Annotated in this window: 12 protein-coding genes; 5 read left to right on the forward strand and 7 right to left on the reverse strand. The window is 37.2% G+C overall.

Translation table 11 applies throughout. From position 1 onward, the window contains the following. Positions 1-186: 186 nt before the first annotated feature. Positions 187-663, reverse strand: coding sequence for a hypothetical protein (locus ASG31_RS09295; protein ID WP_056031041.1), 477 nt, complete (start codon positions 661-663; stop codon positions 187-189). A gap of 114 nt (positions 664-777) precedes the next feature. On the opposite strand from ASG31_RS09295, the gene ASG31_RS09300 reads away from it, so the two are divergent. The 4 genes from ASG31_RS09300 (at position 778) to ASG31_RS09315 (ending at position 7,684) form a co-directional block, all read left to right on the forward strand. Beyond that, positions 778-2,028 (forward strand): CinA family nicotinamide mononucleotide deamidase-related protein, encoded by a 1,251-nt coding sequence (locus ASG31_RS09300; protein ID WP_056031044.1) that lies wholly within the window; start codon positions 778-780, stop codon positions 2,026-2,028. A gap of 71 nt (positions 2,029-2,099) precedes the next feature. After that, entirely contained in the window at positions 2,100-4,136 is a 2,037-nt protein-coding gene (locus ASG31_RS09305) for a M13 family metallopeptidase (RefSeq protein ID WP_056031047.1), read from the forward strand. Between the two features lie 109 nt (positions 4,137-4,245). Further along, positions 4,246-5,325 carry an endonuclease/exonuclease/phosphatase family protein gene (locus ASG31_RS09310; RefSeq protein ID WP_056031050.1) on the forward strand — a complete coding sequence of 360 codons (1,080 nt, stop codon included), beginning with the start codon at positions 4,246-4,248 and terminating at the stop codon, positions 5,323-5,325. A gap of 214 nt (positions 5,326-5,539) precedes the next feature. Beyond that, positions 5,540-7,684, forward strand: coding sequence for a prolyl oligopeptidase family serine peptidase (locus ASG31_RS09315; protein WP_056031053.1), 2,145 nt, complete (start codon positions 5,540-5,542; stop codon positions 7,682-7,684). A gap of 161 nt (positions 7,685-7,845) precedes the next feature. Here the strand turns inward: ASG31_RS09315 and ASG31_RS09320 are convergent, their stop codons facing one another. From ASG31_RS09320 to dnaN, 6 genes are all read right to left on the reverse strand, one after another. Further along, positions 7,846-8,253 carry an META domain-containing protein gene (locus ASG31_RS09320; RefSeq protein ID WP_056031056.1) on the reverse strand — a complete coding sequence of 136 codons (408 nt, stop codon included), beginning with the start codon at positions 8,251-8,253 and terminating at the stop codon, positions 7,846-7,848. 53 nt (positions 8,254-8,306) lie between these two features. Continuing rightward, on the reverse strand, positions 8,307-10,181 hold the full coding sequence (locus ASG31_RS09325; protein WP_056031060.1) for a type VI secretion system baseplate subunit TssF: 1,875 nt from the start codon (positions 10,179-10,181) through the stop codon (positions 8,307-8,309). 36 nt (positions 10,182-10,217) lie between these two features. Next, entirely contained in the window at positions 10,218-10,658 is a 441-nt protein-coding gene (locus ASG31_RS09330) for a GPW/gp25 family protein (RefSeq protein WP_056031424.1), read from the reverse strand. A 62-nt stretch (positions 10,659-10,720) separates the two neighbouring features. Beyond that, positions 10,721-12,133, reverse strand: a complete 1,413-nt coding sequence (locus ASG31_RS09335; protein WP_056031063.1) for an APC family permease — start codon at positions 12,131-12,133, stop codon at positions 10,721-10,723. A gap of 100 nt (positions 12,134-12,233) precedes the next feature. Then, a complete protein-coding gene (pheT, locus tag ASG31_RS09340; protein WP_056031066.1) occupies positions 12,234-14,636 on the reverse strand; it encodes a phenylalanine--tRNA ligase subunit beta in 2,403 nt (800 codons plus the stop codon). Positions 14,637-14,804: 168 nt separating this feature from the next. Then, positions 14,805-15,935: a DNA polymerase III subunit beta gene (dnaN, locus tag ASG31_RS09345; RefSeq protein WP_056031069.1), complete on the reverse strand. Its 1,131-nt coding sequence runs from the start codon at positions 15,933-15,935 to the stop codon at positions 14,805-14,807. A gap of 264 nt (positions 15,936-16,199) precedes the next feature. Here dnaN and ASG31_RS09350 point away from each other — a divergent pair, with 264 nt between their 5' ends. Further along, complete coding sequence (locus tag ASG31_RS09350) at positions 16,200-16,556, forward strand: diacylglycerol kinase family protein (protein WP_056031072.1); 357 nt, start codon at positions 16,200-16,202, stop codon at positions 16,554-16,556. The last annotated feature ends 27 nt before the right edge of the window (positions 16,557-16,583 follow it).

Genomic DNA, 16,583 nt, shown 5'->3' on the forward strand with positions numbered 1-16,583 from the left:
ATTTTAAACCATTAAGGTTATTAATTGGTTATGATTTTTTAAGAAAATCAGATAGATTTTCTTAAGCATTTTGCTTAAAGTATAGCTCAACTTAATCACCCTAAACAAGTTAAGAAATCTTGATGGTTCAAACACCTCTTAAATCTCACAGGTTTTGAAAACCTGTGAGATTTTTTTCGAGAAATTTCAATTAAGATTCTTATATTCCTTCCACTCCTGAAAGCGATGGTCAATCACCTGCTTCATCACATCGTAGTTTTCATAAGTATCTTCAATATGATAAAAAGTTTCATATTCAAAATCACTTTCTTCAGCGATGCTGTCGAAAATATTGATGTAATCTGTGGCAAATGAACTGTATTGGGCAGCAAAATCAGTTTCGTCAACGTAATAATCTTTTGCAAAAGCGTTTCCAAAATCATTCAGATCGTCTTCAGAAAATTTCCCATCCAAAACACTGATCACAAATTCAGCTCCTGTGATTTCACGTCTTTTTAAGGTTTCAATTTCATTCTCATGATCTTCCTGTAATTCTTGAGAATGAAGATTATGATTAATGCACCAGTTCAGAAACATTCCCGTGTGGGTCGCGCTGTTTTTTTGTGGAAGCTCTTGAGGGAAATCTCCGCCGTAATGCCACGAAGCATCATCGTATTTTGTCATAGTGTAATTATAGTTATCAACAGTAGAAATCAAAGATATAAAAAATCATTTTCTTTTGTTCGCTACAGAGATTTTCACGTCATTTGTAACGAATTTTTTTTCAAAATCAAAAGCATGCAAAACGCAGTTCTTATCACCATCGGAGACGAAATTTTATCCGGAAATACCGTAGATACCAATTCAAATTTTATTGCAACCGAACTCAAAAACATCGGAATAAAAGTGGTACAGATTTTCACCATTTCTGATGAAATTGAAATCATTAAAAACACTTTAAAATCTGCTTTTGACATTGGCGATTTAGTCATAACAACCGGCGGTTTAGGTCCAACAAGAGACGATAAAACCAAAAAAGCCATCGCTGATTTTTTTGATGATGAAATTGCTTTAGATGAGAAAACTTTCGAACACCTTAAAGCTTACATGGAAAAGCGCGGGAGAATAGAAATACTCGAAAGAAACCGTGAACAGGCATTTGTTCCTACGAAATCCACGGTCTTCCAAAACCATTTCGGAACAGCTCCCTGTATGATGATGGAAGAAAACGGGAAGATTGTTTTCAGTCTGCCTGGCGTTCCTTACGAAGTGAAACCGTTGATTAAAAATCAGATTGTTCCTTATTTAAAGGAAAAATTCAGCCTGAATTATCTTACGACAAGAATCGTTTCTGTAGTGGGAATTCCTGAAAGTATTTTGGCAGATATGATAGAAGATTGGGAACTGGCCTTACCAGAACATATTTCGCTCTCTTATCTTCCTGTAGGAACCCGTGTAAAATTAAGAATTACAGCCACCGGAACTGACGAAGCACTTCTAAAACAGCAACTTGAAGAAGAAATCCAAAAGCTTTTACCAATCGTTAAAGATCACGTCATTGCGACTTCTGAAGATAAAATTGAAAAAATTCTTGCTGAGATTTTAAATGACCGTAAACTGACTGTTTCTACCGCAGAAAGCTGTACAGGAGGCGAACTGGCAAGATTGATCACTTCAAATCCCGGCAGTTCAAAATACTTTTCAGGAGGAATTATTCCTTATGATTCTCAGAAAAAAATTGATATTTTAAAAGTAAGGATAGAGACCATCGATCAATATACCGTGGTCAGCGAAGAAGTTTCCGCAGAAATGGCTGAAGGGTGTCAGGCATTATTTAAAACTAATATTTCCCTTTCTACAACGGGAGTAGCCGGTCCCGGAAAAGGTGAAGACGGAAAGGAAATTGGGCTCGTGCACTATTCTATTAGAATTGGAGACAAAACCCACAGTTCAAAACTCTTCATGCCCCATCTGGACAGACCGGATTTTATGCATTTTGCTTCTCAGAAAGTCATTCAGGATTTAATTTCGCTCTTAATTTCTGAGTAGTTTTTAATAATAATTATATTTCTGCGTAACAAAACGTAATCATAAAAGACATATTCTACAAATTTTAGAAAATGAAAAAACTCACATTATCTTTAGTTCTTTTGGCCGGAACCTTTGCCGTGCAGGCACAAAAAGCGGTAAAGCCCGCTGGGGAAAACGGTTTGGAACTGAATTACATGGATAAAAATGTCCGTCCACAGGATGACTTTTACAATTTCGTAAACGGAAGCTGGATGAAAACAGCGAAAATTCCTTCTGATAAGCCAACCTGGGGAAGTTTCAATAAACTTGCGGATGATACAGACAATAATTCAATGACGATTTTGAATTCTCTTTTGAAGGATAAATTTGCCGAAGGAAGTGAAGGAAAAAAAATCCAGGATCTGTATGCAACATACATGAATATGGACAAAAGAAATGCAGACGGTATAAAGCCCATTCAGGAAAACATCAACAAAATTGATAAAATTAAGAACCTTGCAGACCTTCAGAATTATTTGGTTTCTGTAACCAGAGAGGGTGAAAATAAATTCTACGGATGGGGTGTGTATTCGGATCTTAAAAATTCTAACATGAATGCCGTTTACCTTGGCGATGCTTCATTGGGAATGGGAAGAGATTACTATCAGAAAGCAGACTCAAAAAACACAGAAGCTCTTGCAGAATACCAGAAGTATGTAGCTTCTATGCTGAAAGAACTGGGTTACACAAATGCTGATGCCGCTGCAAAAGAAATTGTAGACTACGAAAAAAGCATTGCCAAAAACCTGCTTACCAACGAGCAAAGCCGCGACAATACGCTTCAGTACAATCCTAAAACGATGGCTGAATTGAAGACTTTGGTAAAAAATGTGGATATTCCGGCTTATCTTGCGAAAGTTGGAGTGAAGACAGACCGTGTGATCATAAGTGAATTGGGTTACTACAAAAATTTTGACCAACTGGTGAACGAAAAAAATCTGCCTGTAATCAAAGATTATTTGAAGTTCCACATGATTAACGGAAATGCTTCATACCTAAGTCAGAAACTAGGGGATGAAAAATTTGCTTTTTACGGTAAATATCTACGAGGTCAGCAGGAGCAGAGAGCTTTAAACAAGAGAGGTTTTGAGCTGATCAACGGTTCTTTAGGTGAAGCTTTCGGTAAATTATATGTGGAAAAATATTTTCCAGCTGAAGCAAAAGCCCAGATGGTGGAGCTGATTGATTATTTAAAGAAAAGTTTTGCAGTTCACATCAACGGTTTGGCCTGGATGTCTTCTACTACAAAAGTGAAAGCCCTCGAAAAACTGAATAAATTCACCGTAAAAGTTGCTTATCCTGATCAATGGAAAGATTATTCCAAACTGAACATTCTTTCAGAAGCTAAAGGCGGAAATTTATATAAAAACCTCCAGAATGTAGGCGAATGGCAGTACACAAAAGATCTGGCAAAAATTGGGAAACCGGTAGACAAAACTGAATGGGGAATGACTCCACAAACGGTAAACGCTTACTATAATCCAGTAAATAACGAAATCGTATTCCCAGCTGCAATTCTTCAGCCTCCTTTTTTTAATCCAAAGGCAGATGCTGCTGTTAATTTCGGTGGAATTGGTGCTGTAATTGGTCACGAAATGAGCCACGGATTTGATGATTCCGGTGCTCAGTTTGATGCACAGGGAAATTTGGTCGACTGGTGGACGCCGGAAGATAAAGCCAATTTTGAAAAAGCTACAAAATCTTTAGCTGCGCAGTATGACAAATATGAGCCTGTAAAAGGTACTTTCGTAAACGGAACTTTCACCAACGGTGAAAATATTGCAGATTTAGGGGGTGTGAATATCGCTTATGACGCCCTTCAAATGTATCTGAAAGATAAAGGAAATCCCGGAAACATCAGCGGTTACACGCAGGAGCAGAGATTCTTCCTGAGCTGGGCAACGGTTTGGAGAACTTTATCCAGCGAAAAATACATGATCAATCAGGTAAAAACAGACCCGCACTCTCCGGGATACTTCAGAAGTTTTGGTCCGTTAACCAATGTGGATGCTTTCTATAAGGCATTCGACGTGAAAAAAGGTGATAAACTTTATAAAGCACCGGAAGAAAGAATTAAAATCTGGTAATATATTTTGAAACCGCTCCCCGTGAGCGGTTTTTTCATCATTATTACTATAATTTAACTCTGAAACTTTAAAATTTGTTTTAAATTAGTACTTTGTTTTTTGAACCGTCATGTGGGAACTTTATATTGTCTTAAGTGTTTTAATTATTATCTTTTCTGTACTTCCAAAAATTCCAAATTCACACTGGATTTTTAGGGTTCCGGACTTCGGTAAAATTCAGGTTTTTGTAATCGCAGTATTAACTTTCGGCTTCGGATTTTTTCTGGAGAAAGATTTAACCTGGAAAATATTTCAGGCAATTTTACTGCTTCTCATCATATTTCACGGTATTGTGCTGATGAAATACACACCGCTTTACCTTATCACCAAACACAAACCCTCAACGGCAGCATCAGAAGACGTGCAGTTTATTTCTGCAAACGTTTACCAGTTTAATACAGATTACCCGCGCTTTATCAATCTTATCAACAAGTGCAGGCCAGACATTTTCCTCACCATGGAAAGCAATGGAGACTGGGAAAACGCTCTGAAGGTTTTAGAAAAAGACTATCCGTTTCATCACAAAGTGACTTTGGAAAATACCTATGGAATGCATTTTTATTCAAAACTTGAAATTTCAGAATCGAGAACCCATTTTTTTGTAGCTGATGACATCCCGAGCATCGAAGCTCATCTGAAAACGAAAGATGGTTTTGAATTTGTATTTTTCGGCGTTCATCCGCCTCCGCCAAGTCCTACAGAGGAAGAAACTTCCAAAGAAAGAGACGGCGATCTTCTGAGCACAGGAAAACGGGTGATGGAAATCCATAAACCGATTATCGTTGTAGGTGATTTTAATAATGTGGCCTGGTCTAAGTCTTCCATTTTATTCAGAAAAACCAGCGAATTGATTGATCCCCGGATTGGACGGGCATTTATATCAACCTTTCATGCAAAGTACAGACTTTTCAGGTTTCCGATTGATCTGATGTTTCACAGCGAAGAAATTTTTATCGGAGATTTAAAAACGCTCGATAATTTCGGTTCAGACCATCTTCCGGTTTACTGCAAATTTAAAATTGATCACAAAAATGATGATCAGGAGGAGAGAATTGATACTGCTGATGCAGAAGAAAAAGCCGAAGCCGAAGAAATGATCGAGGAAGGAAAAAAGGAAGACGGGGAACGTGAAGCAATAGTAACGGAATAAAAAACCTAAATTGTTTTTCTATAGAGACATTTATTCTGTTCACACTACCTCCCGTTATTTTCACTTAAACAAAACTGGGATTCTTCTGGTTTGTTTTTTAAAAAAATTTAGAGTATTTTTTGCCCGAAGTATTTGAGAAGACTACACTTACAAATTTATTTTTAGTTGTTATTAAAAAATAATACTAAATTTAAAGTGCAAAAAAACTTAACCCATGAAAGCAACATTTATCCTGTCAGCTGCATTTTTCAGCACAATAGCTTCTGCACAATATCAATATCCATTCACAAAAAAAGAAACTGTTTCAGATACTTATTTCGGTGTAAAAGTAGAAGATCCCTACCGTTGGCTGGAAGATATTAAAGATCCAAAGGTTTTAGACTGGTTTAAAAAAGAAGCTGATTTTACCAACACTGAAATCCAAAAAATACCGGGAACTGATGTTTTAATGCAGGAAATGAAGACCTTCGACAAGGCCATACCTGTAAAAATACTGCCACTCACCTATCAAAATGGAATTTACTTTTATCAGAAAAGAACACCCAGTGATGTAAAAGAAAAATTATATTGCAGAACAGGAGTTTCCGGTGAAGAAAAACTGCTGTTTGACCCAGCTGATTACATCAAAGATAAAGTAATGGATGTAACTTATCTTGTGAGTGCAGACGGCAGCAGAATACTGCTCAATCTCAGTGAGGCAGGTGCAGAACTGGGAGATATCAGAATTTTAGATGTAAAAAAACAGGTCATTCTGGATGACGTTATTAAACACAGCTATGGCGAATTTCTGGACGGAAGCAACGACAAAATTATCTACTACCAAGCCAAAAGTTATGACACCCACGATCCCGAAGTCTTTATAAATACACCTACAAAATTACATACTGTAGGAAAGCCTGCAAATTCAGACCTCTTACTTGCCAGCTCAAAAAAATATCCTGATCTGGAATTAGCTCCCGCTGAGCGTGGTGAACTTTATTATTTCAAAGATTCGCCTTACATGCTGCTACTAAAAGCTTCTGTAGCAACAGATCTTGAACTTTACTACGCACCCTCATCAGAAATTTTATCTGACCGCATCCAATGGAAAAAGCTTAGCACTTCAGAAGATCTTATAAAAGGCTTCTATCTAAAGGGAAAATACATGTATGCCTGGAGTGCTAAAGACAATCCCAACTACAATATCATTAAAGTTGATCTTACAAACCCGGAACTGAACACGGCAGAAATTATAAGCAGGGGTGACAGTGAGTGGAAGATTTCAAACGTGACGCAGTCTAAGAATTATCTAGCTATTATTAAAAGCAGAAACGAACAGGTTTTTGAAACTTTTATTTATAATTTTACAACAGGCAAAACTGAAAAAATCAAAAGTCCCATTCTGGGAAATGTGGAAGGCACAGCACTGTCTAAACATAATGATGAACTTTTACTGGCCAATTATTCCTGGGTAAAACCTTATAATTTCTATGCGTACAATGCCGAATCTAAAAATTTTTCAGAAAAACCCTTCACCATGACTTCTCAGTTTCCAAATTTGGAAAATCTGGTTCTGGAAGAAATAGAAATCCCTACACATGACAATAAAATGATGCCACTGAGCATTTTTTACGACAAGACAAAACTGAAAAAAAATGGATCAAATCCTGCATTTATAAGAGCCTATGGTGCATACGGAAAATCTCAGCTTCCCGGGTTTTCGCCAAGCTCCCTATGTCTTCTTAACCGCGGCGTAGTGGTAGCAGTGGCTCATGTACGAGGCGGTGGCGAAAAAGGAAATGACTGGTATATTGACGGTAAAAAAGCCACAAAACCAAATACATGGAAAGACCTGAACAGCAGTGCAGAATATCTCATCAAAAATAAATATACTTCTGCCGAAAAACTCGGTATTACCGGGGCAAGCGCCGGAGGCATCATGGTAGGAAGAGCCATTACATCAAGACCGGATCTGTATAAGGTGGCAATTCCTAAAGTGGGATGTCTGAACGCTCTGCGAATGGAATTTTCGCCGAATGGCCCTGCAAATATTCCGGAATTCGGAACAGTGAAAGATGAGAAAGAATTTAAAGCAATACTGGAGATGGATGCTTATCAACACATAAAGAAAGGCGAGAAATATCCTGCACAGCTCATTACAACCGGATTTAATGATCCCCGTGTGGAAAGTTATATCCCCGCAAAATTTGCTGCGAAGATGCAGAACTGCAATGCCTCACCAAATCCTGTACTCCTGTATGTAGACTACAAAGCCGGTCATTTTGGCGGAAGCACTGTAGATGAACAGTTCAGACAGATTGCTGTAGAGTATGGTTTTTTTCTCTGGCAGACTGGTGATCCAAGTTTTCAAAAAAAATAAATCTTATAATCTAACGTGGAATTTCCAGAAACAAACTGGCAGCGGGCACTCACTCCTGACCAAAATAACTTTGGATTTTCCTTCTCAACCTGAAATCACTACAAAGCAAAAAAAACCTGATCCGAAAATCAGGTTTTTTTTATGCTAAATTATTTTAAATCTTACTCAGCTTTATTAAATTTCAAAAGCAGTAAACCGTCCTGATAAAGCTCTAAACTGGAATCACTTACCACATATTTATTCACTTTTTGCAATGCTCCGAGGAAGTTATTTTCCACCGTCATATTTTCGCAGGCCATTTTTGTTGAGCCAACTCCTGAGGGAGTAAATGTTCCGGATTGCGTATTAAACGTAGCAGTACCGAAATATCTGTTGCAACCACCATTACCATTAATTTTATCTCCGTCGATGTTCAGTGTTGGAACGGTTCCTTTTACTTTATCCGCCAAAACCCATTTAGTATTGGCAATAGACGCCTGCTCCTTCCCTACTTTTGATGCTGTATTTCCCATTGTTCCACAAGATACAATCGTTGCTGCCCCCAAAAGGGTTAAAATATAGTTTTTCATTTTTTTTAAATTTATTTTTTCAAATTTAGGCAAAATATATTGCGCACCCGAATTTAACTGTTGAATTCATCCTCATCCTTTACTTCCAAAATGTATTCCAGACCGTCGATGGCGCGGGTCACAATCTGATTTTTAAGAATTCCTGCCATATTATCCCAATATCTTTTTCCGTAGAACGCATAATTTTGCGGAACAACCACAATCTGAACAGTTCTGATGAATCCTTCCTTAGGTTTACTGCTAATCATCGTTCCGCGGGACACCCGGATTTCTTTTAGCTCGTCTTTCAGCACCATTTCACAGTAATTTTTCACATCCTGAATGGTGATAATTTTATCTGTCGACGTCAAAGCAAATTTAAATGCCTGAATGCTGTCTGTTCCCGTCTGTTCTTCTGCACCGCCCAGAGTTTCTGTAAGCAATGTCATAAACTGAGACTTTTTCTGATTAGAAAGTTCGGTTCCCGGCCGCATCTGGTTGGCAAAAGTGCAGTTGGTATACCAAAATGCCGCAAAAGTGTGACGTGAATTTTCAATGGGTTCTAAAATCACATAATTAAAATCCTGTCTTGTATTCTGTTTTACATTATTGATTTTCTGCATCATCGTTTTCATCTGACCGGAAATTTCATTTAAAACTGTCTTCACGTTATCACGGTTTAATAGTGAAAAAGCTGTAATTTCGTCTCTCGTCAGTTCCAGAACATTGGCAATCATATCCACTGCATTCCGGTTGTTGAAACGCTCCATGCCACCTTTTCTTACTGTGTACAGACCTTTCTTCAAATGATCATTTGGCGTAAAAGGAATTTCCTGATAATAATTACCTTCACCATCCTGCACTTCATCCACATAAAGAAAATGCTCGCCCACGTCGGTGATTAAAGGGATATTGTTTCCCATCACATCAAGACTGTATTCAGTTTTTTTCCAGCCTCTGTTGTAGACCGGAAAAGCATTTAAAACAAAGGAAAAATTATCTAAAATCTCGGCAGTAAACTGCGGCGGAAATTTAATCGTCAGCCAGAGCATTTTTTTACCGGAAATAAAATTATGAAGGTTTTCTAAATCTGAAAGATGACTGATTTCTTCAGGAAGCACATTCTCCAGCAAAAGTTGATCAGAAAGTCCGGATATTTCTACGAATTTCTGTTCATAAATATTTTTTAAACCCGTTTTAACTTTATTTCTTACAGACTGCTCGTTGAAAATCTCTTCGTACCCTTTATAAGAAGCATTTTTCTCGTAAGACAAGCCACCACGTACGGCAATCACGTTTCCATTTGAAGTAATTTCGGTAAACGGTAAAAGTTTAAAGACAAAATCCAGATGTTCGAATGAAGGGTTTGAACAATAGATACTTAAATGCTTTGGAAATTTCTCACTGTTGAATCTGCTGGCATCAATACCAATCGTGATTTTTCTGTAATCTTCAATCTTACCCTGAAATCTTGCCACCGGAATTTTATTGAGTTTCTCATCAATGCTGTAACAGGTATTCCCAACAATCATCACTGAGGTCTGCATTTTATTTAAAACAACAGAATCCACAGGCGTAAACGGAATGCTGATCTGCCGGTCAGATTCTGCTTTAATACTTGAAGCGATGGTTTTTTTAAAGAAAAATTCTGTATGCTCCCACAAGGTTTCAGAATCTTCAGACGGATTTACAAAGGCAATTGCGTGAGCCGGAAAAGGATGAGTATAAATATTCGGAGTGAGAAGTTTTGAAAGTTTCTCTAAAATCCTTGTATTTACAGACTGAATTTCGTTATTGGTTTTAAAAATTTCTGTACTGAAAGCATCGATGAGCAACTTCACAAAAGGATCCAGCGACTGCGGACTTTTAACGCCCCAAATTTTAGTGGCATTCTGAAGCATTCTTGCTTTTACAGATTCTTTTGAATATATATTCTGATCAAGATTCATTGGATGATTTTGAAAAATTAGATGAATAGAAAAAGTTTAATCAATAGACATTGGGCTCAGGAAAAGCTCTGTAGCGAAACTGAATCTTTCACCGCTGGCTTCAAGCCTTGCATTGATGGCAATTTTTACTTTTTTCTTGATTTCTGTATGCTCTTTGGTATCGTAATTATGCTCCACCATCTCGAGGTGAGCGTCCACTTTTGTATCCGTAATGCGCGGTTCATACATTCTGATCTGCTGTCTGAGGCTGTTGATAAAAATGGTTTCCCACATCCCGGAACTTACGCCATTGTCGAATTCAAGATTCCAGACTTCGTTTCCGTAGGCCTCATCGTAACGGTTTTCACCTTTTTTTGTGGTGATCAAAAGCATGATGTTGTGAGCAATACTTTCACCTTCATCACATGTTTCAACGCTTCCTCCTTCTTTCATCAGATTTTCAGGGGAAAAAGGCATTCTGTAGTTTGGTGTATTCATAGCGAGATTTTCATAAATGTTAAGCAATTGGTACTACCAAAATAAGCATTTTTTATGAAAAATCAAACCTCCTTTTTGCTTGAATTGATGAAGTAGTAAATAGGAAGACCAATCAGCACCAGAAGTAATCCAGGCCAGGTGTACTGCGTTTTAAAATAAAGCAGCAGCAGACAGAATGTAGTTCCAATGATCAGATAAATGAGTGGTGTTACAGGATAAAGCCACGTTTTGTACGGTCTTTCCAGCTCGGGCTTTTTAATTCTTAAATAAATTACTCCAAATACAGTAATCATGTAGAATAAAACGATTACAAATGAGATCATATCTAAAAGATTCCCATACTGACCGCTTAAACAGAGTACACTTGCCCAGATTCCCTGCATCCACAAAGCGTTTTCAGGAACCTGATTTTTATTATTTTCTGCAGCAGATTTAAAGAACATTCCATCTTTCGACATCGTTTGAAAAACTCTTGCACCGGAAAGGATCAAACCGTTATTACATCCGAAGGTAGAAATCATCACCAGAATGGCTATAATTAAAGTTCCTGTATTGCCAAAGATTGCCAGAGCAGAGGAAACAGCCACACGGTCGTCTGCAGCAAAGGCAATCTCGTCCCGAGAAAGTGTAGTGAGATAAACAAGATTTACAGCCAAATACAAAACCATCACCGCAGAAGTTCCGAAAATCATTGAGCGGACCACATTTTTCTTCGGATTTTCAATTTCACCCGAAACAAAAGTTACATTTTCCCAAGCCACAGAACTGAAAACCGAACCTACCATTGCCGAAGCGATACCGCCCATCAAAGCAAATCCCGTAACAGATTCCCATCCTGACTTCAGGAAATTTCCTGAGACATCTTTTTTTAAATTGCTAAATGCTTCAAAACCATTGCTGAAGTTTTCTGAGAAAAAACTTGTATTGACAAAGAATATTCCAGCTGTGATAATTCCGATAAGTGCTAAAATCTTAGAGCCTGTGAAGATATTCTGCAGCATTTTTCCGCTTTCCACGCCTTTTGTGTTGATAAAAGTGAGCAGCATAATGATAGCAATGGCAAGAATCTGAATGTAGGTAATTTTGAATTCACCCTTCTGAAAAATGGGTTGTGCGTTGTTTAAAGCTGGAATCAGATACGCCGTAAACTTACCGAATGCTACTGCCACTGCAGCAATTGTTCCGGTTTGGATTACAGAAAAAAGCCCCCATCCGTATAAAAAACCAATCCTTCTTCCGAAAATTTCTTTCAGATAAACATACTGGCCGCCCGCTTTTGGGAATATTGCAGAAAGTTCTCCATAGCTTATTGCTGCTGCTACCGTCATTACTCCGGTAATGATCCAAACGATCACGAGCCACCAGCCGGAACCCAAGTTTCTCATGATATCTGAGCTGACGATGAAAATTCCGCTTCCGATCATTGAACCCATTACGAGCATGATGGCGTCCCACAGTTTAATTTTTTTCTGCATAGTTTTTTGTAAAACGTAAATATAATTAAAAGTTTAGTTTTTGGTCATAAAAAAAGACCGCTCTTGCGAACAGTCCTGTATTTAAATATGAATTTTCTTTTTAAGATCTCAATTCTGCATTGAATTCTTTCTGGAAAGATTTAATTAAAGAATCCATCACAGAAGCAATTTCTTTTTCTTCAAGAGTTTTATCTTCATTTAAAAGTTCAAAACTCATGGCATAAGATTTCTTGCCTTCCGGTAAATTTTTTCCTTCATAAACGTCAAACAGATTGATGTTTTTGATGTACGGCGATTTATTCTTTTTCGCAGTCTGATAAAGATCCTGATATTGAACATTTTTATCAATCAGTAAAGCCAGATCTCTTCTGATTTTGTTGAATTTCGGAACATCTTTAAACTTCAGTTCGTTTTCAGATCTTAATTTTTGAGCGAATTCCAGTTCGATTTCTGCGTAGAAGCAATCCTGATCGATATCAAAATCTTTCAACATCTGAGGAGCCACTTTCCCTATTCTCACCAAAGTCTCGCCATTGCATTCGTATTCCAAAGCATCAGAAAATCTTTCGTCAGATGAAGCAGTCTCTTTATAATCAATCGCTAATTTTTCAATCAAAACTTTCACATAAGCTTTCAGATTATAGAAATCTGTCGCTGATTTTGGATGAAGCCAGTTTTCGGCAACATTTCTTCCTGAAACCAAAATAGCAAGCTGTTTTCTCTCTTCGTATTTTTCTTTTTTATGATAGATTTTTCCGAATTCAAAAAATTTGATATCCTGATTTTTTCTGTTGATGTTGTAAATCGCATTTTGCAAAAGTCCTTCCAGTAAAGACTTTCTCATAAACGCCAAATCGTTACTGAGAGGATTGAGAAGTTTCACTGCATCTGTTTCATCTTTTACAGAAGTTAAAGAATTGTTCATCACTTCATTGAAACCTAAGCTCTGAAGCGTTCTCGCCCAGGAATTTTCAAGCTCGTCCTGATCTTTTGCATTCAATTTAACAGGAGTGAACGAAATTTTTTGCGGAGCATCAATTTTGTTGTAACCGTAGATTCTTAAAAGTTCTTCAATAATGTCGATTTCTCTCGTCACATCGGCTCTGTACGCAGGTACTGATACTTCAAAACCATTCTGAATTTCATTTAAAACCTGAATATCAAGTGCTTTTAAAATCTCTTTTACTTTTTCTCTGTGAATCTTTGTCCCTAAAATCTGCTCAATTTTTGAGAATCTGATGATTACATAACTGTCTTTTATTTTTTCAGGATATTCTTCAAGAATTTCTCCAACCAGTTTTCCATCAGCCAATTCACTGATTAATTTCACAGCATGCGTAAGTGCAGTTCTCGTAATATTCGGATCAACACCTCTTTCAAATCTGAATGAGGCATCGGTATTTAATCCATGTGTTTTTGCTGCTTTTCTTACCGCAACCGGATTAAAATATGCACTTTCAAGGAAAATTGTTTTAGTATCTGCAGAAACTCCGGAATTTAAACCTCCGAACACTCCGGCGATACACATCGGATTATTTTCACCGTCTTTAATAATGATTTCTGAACCGTTTAAAGTTCTTTCAACACCATCCAAAGTAGTGAATTTTGTTCCTTCTGCAACAGTTCCCACTTTCACTTTTTTGCCTTCAATTTTATCGGCATCAAAAGCATGAAGCGGCTGCCCGAGGCCATGAAGAATATAATTGGTAATATCTACAATATTGTTGATTGGGCTCAGTCCGATGGCTTTCAATCTGTCTTTTAACCAAGACGGAGATTCTGCAACCTTGACGTTTTCAATCACAGCACCGATGTATCTCGGTGTAAGTTCTGTATTTTCAACTTCAAGTGTGAAGCTGTGTGAACCTTCATTATTCAACACTTCAGAAGATACCTTATTGAATTCTGATTTCTGCTGATTTGTTGAAAGGTAGGCGAAAAGATCTCTAGCCACCCCGTAATGAGACATTGCATCGGTTCTGTTCGGCGTTAAACCGATTTCAAAAACTTCATCATTTGCAAGATCAAAATAATCTGAAAATTTCTTTCCTACCTCGTATTTTGTTTCGTCTAAAACCATGATTCCGCCATGATCATCACTCAGGCCTAATTCATCTTCAGCGCAGATCATTCCCTGAGAAACCTCACCACGGATTTTTGCTTCCTTAATTTCAAAAAAGCTTCCGTCTTTGGCGTAGATTTTCGCTCCTACAACAGCCACAGGTACCGTTTGCCCTTCAGCCACATTCGGAGCACCACACACGATGTTCAGAATTTTTCCTGTTCCAATGTCTACGGTGGTTTTGTTTAATTTATCAGCATTAGGATGTTTTTCGCAGGTCAAAACTTTCCCTACCACAATTCCTTCAAGGCTGCCTTTGATGCTTTCAAATTTTTCTATTCCTTCAACCTCAAGACCTATATCGGTAAGAAATTCGCCGATTCTCTCGGTTTTAATATCTGTTTTGATAAAATCTTTAAGCCAGTTATTTGATATTTTCATTAATGATGAATTTGAAATTTAAGCTTTGAAAAAGAGATTTAAAGCTATTTTTTAATGTCAACAAATATCGTGTTTTTTTAAGAATTGCCGAAATTTTTTAACTCTTAAAAAAGCACAAAAAAAGGCTTTGGACAACCAAAACCTTTTATATTTAATTAAATTCAAATCTTACAATCCGATTACCGGCATTGAAAGCATTAATATATTTTCGTTTTCTTCCAAACCATCCAATGGCTCGATGATTCCAGGTCTGTTCGGCTGAGACATTTTCATAGTAATATCGTCAGCACTTAAAATACCTAACATTTCCGTTAAAAATTTTGAACTGAAACCGATATTGATGTCTTCACCATTGTAGTCGCAAGGAATCTGCATGTCTGCCTTGTTTGCATATTCTGTATCTTCTGCGTGAAGGTGCAAAATATTTCCTGAAAGCTTGAATCTCACCTGATTGGTAGATTTGTTTGACATGATCGAAGCCCTTTTGATTGCACTTAACAAAAGGTTTCTGTTGATGGTTAAAAGATTTGGATTTTCTTTCGGGATTACCGCAGTATAATTAGGGTATTTCCCGTCAATTAATCTACAGATCCAGATATTTTTATCAAAAGTAAATTTAGCCATATTATCGTTGAATTCGATCAATACGTCGCCATTTGAGCTTGCTAAAATATTTTTAAAAATTGTTAAAGGTTTTTTCGGCATGATGAATTCCATTGGCTCGGCATTCATCAAATCTGTTCTTTTGTACACCACCAATCTGTGAGAATCTGTAGAAACAAAGTTGGTTTCATTTTCTCCAAACTGGAACAGTACTCCCGTCATTACCGGACGGAGAGAATCGTTGCTGGTTGCGAAAAGTGTGTTGGTTAAAGCTTCAGATAAAACTCCGGCAGGCATTGTTACGCTTTGCGCAGATTCAAATTCCGGAAGTTCAGGATAATCGTCTGCGTGATCAAGTGCCACCGCAAAATTATCTTTTTCGTCTAAAATTTCAAGAAGACTTCCCGTGCCCTCCGCGTTGTCTTTTACAACAAAAGTAAGTGGCTGCTCACCGTAAGTTTTGATAAAATCCTGAAATATCTTTGCAGGAACAGCAAATTTACCGCTGTCGTCAGATCTTACTTCAAGCGAAGTTACCAAAGTGGTTTCACCATCAGAAGCAGTAATGGTAACGTTGTTTTCGTTTAATTCAAAAAGGTAATTTTCTAAAATCGGTCTCGACTGAGAACTTGAGATCACTCCACTTACAGTTTGTAAAGCCTTCTGCAGTTCGCCACTTGAAATAATAAATTTCATACGTAGATTATTAATGTTTTTTACAGGTCATATGTAATCGCAAAACTAAAACAAAAGTTTATTTTAGAAACAACCGCAATTTCATAGATTTAAATATAAGTTTTTACAAATATAACAAATACAAAACAGATGGAAAAGAATTATATACAGAGTTACTAACAAACATCAAATAATTAGCTTTCGCCGGATGCGGGTTTGCTGGTGATGAATATTTGAGGAGCGGTGCTTTGGCAAAAGTTCTTATTTTTGATTAAATTTAGAATAATGCGAAAACCGCCTGTATATAAAAGTTTATTGAATGCATTCAAAGGTGTTATTCTGATGCTGAAGTCTGAAAGAAATTTTCAGCTTGAAGTATTGGCATTGCTCATTAATATCTTTTTGATTTTTTATCTGAAACTTTCCAATCTGGATACAATTTTGGTTTTGGCAGTTTCTTTCGGAGTTTTAAGTGCTGAGATTTTTAATACAGCGATTGAGAAAATATGCGATTTTATTCAACCGGAATTTGATAAAAGAATTGGATTTATAAAAGACATTTCTGCGGGAGCAGTAATTTTAATGGCTATCCTTTCTGTGATAATGGGAGTTTTGGTATATTGGAAATATATCTTTGCGTGAAGTTCTGTCGCACAGATTTCACAGATT

Origin of the sequence: Chryseobacterium sp. Leaf404, assembly GCF_001424145.1 — a bacterium.
Lineage (GTDB): Bacteria > Bacteroidota > Bacteroidia > Flavobacteriales > Weeksellaceae > Chryseobacterium.

Excerpts from the sequence above, each read along its gene's own strand:
- ASG31_RS09335 (WP_056031063.1), bottom strand. The coding sequence starts at position 12,133 with ATGCAGAAAAAAATTAAACTGTGGGACGCCATCATGCTCGTAATGGGT.
- dnaN (WP_056031069.1), bottom strand. The coding sequence starts at position 15,935 with ATGAAATTTATTATTTCAAGTGGCGAACTGCAGAAGGCTTTACAAACT.
- ASG31_RS09305 (WP_056031047.1), top strand. The coding sequence starts at position 2,100 with ATGAAAAAACTCACATTATCTTTAGTTCTTTTGGCCGGAACCTTTGCC.
- pheT (WP_056031066.1), bottom strand. The coding sequence starts at position 14,636 with ATGAAAATATCAAATAACTGGCTTAAAGATTTTATCAAAACAGATATT.
- ASG31_RS09320 (WP_056031056.1), bottom strand. The coding sequence starts at position 8,253 with ATGAAAAACTATATTTTAACCCTTTTGGGGGCAGCAACGATTGTATCT.
- ASG31_RS09300 (WP_056031044.1), top strand. The coding sequence starts at position 778 with ATGCAAAACGCAGTTCTTATCACCATCGGAGACGAAATTTTATCCGGA.
- ASG31_RS09315 (WP_056031053.1), top strand. The coding sequence starts at position 5,540 with ATGAAAGCAACATTTATCCTGTCAGCTGCATTTTTCAGCACAATAGCT.
- ASG31_RS09325 (WP_056031060.1), bottom strand. The coding sequence starts at position 10,181 with ATGAATCTTGATCAGAATATATATTCAAAAGAATCTGTAAAAGCAAGA.
- ASG31_RS09310 (WP_056031050.1), top strand. The coding sequence starts at position 4,246 with ATGTGGGAACTTTATATTGTCTTAAGTGTTTTAATTATTATCTTTTCT.
- ASG31_RS09350 (WP_056031072.1), top strand. The coding sequence starts at position 16,200 with ATGCGAAAACCGCCTGTATATAAAAGTTTATTGAATGCATTCAAAGGT.
- ASG31_RS09295 (WP_056031041.1), bottom strand. The coding sequence starts at position 663 with ATGACAAAATACGATGATGCTTCGTGGCATTACGGCGGAGATTTCCCT.
- ASG31_RS09330 (WP_056031424.1), bottom strand. The coding sequence starts at position 10,658 with ATGAATACACCAAACTACAGAATGCCTTTTTCCCCTGAAAATCTGATG.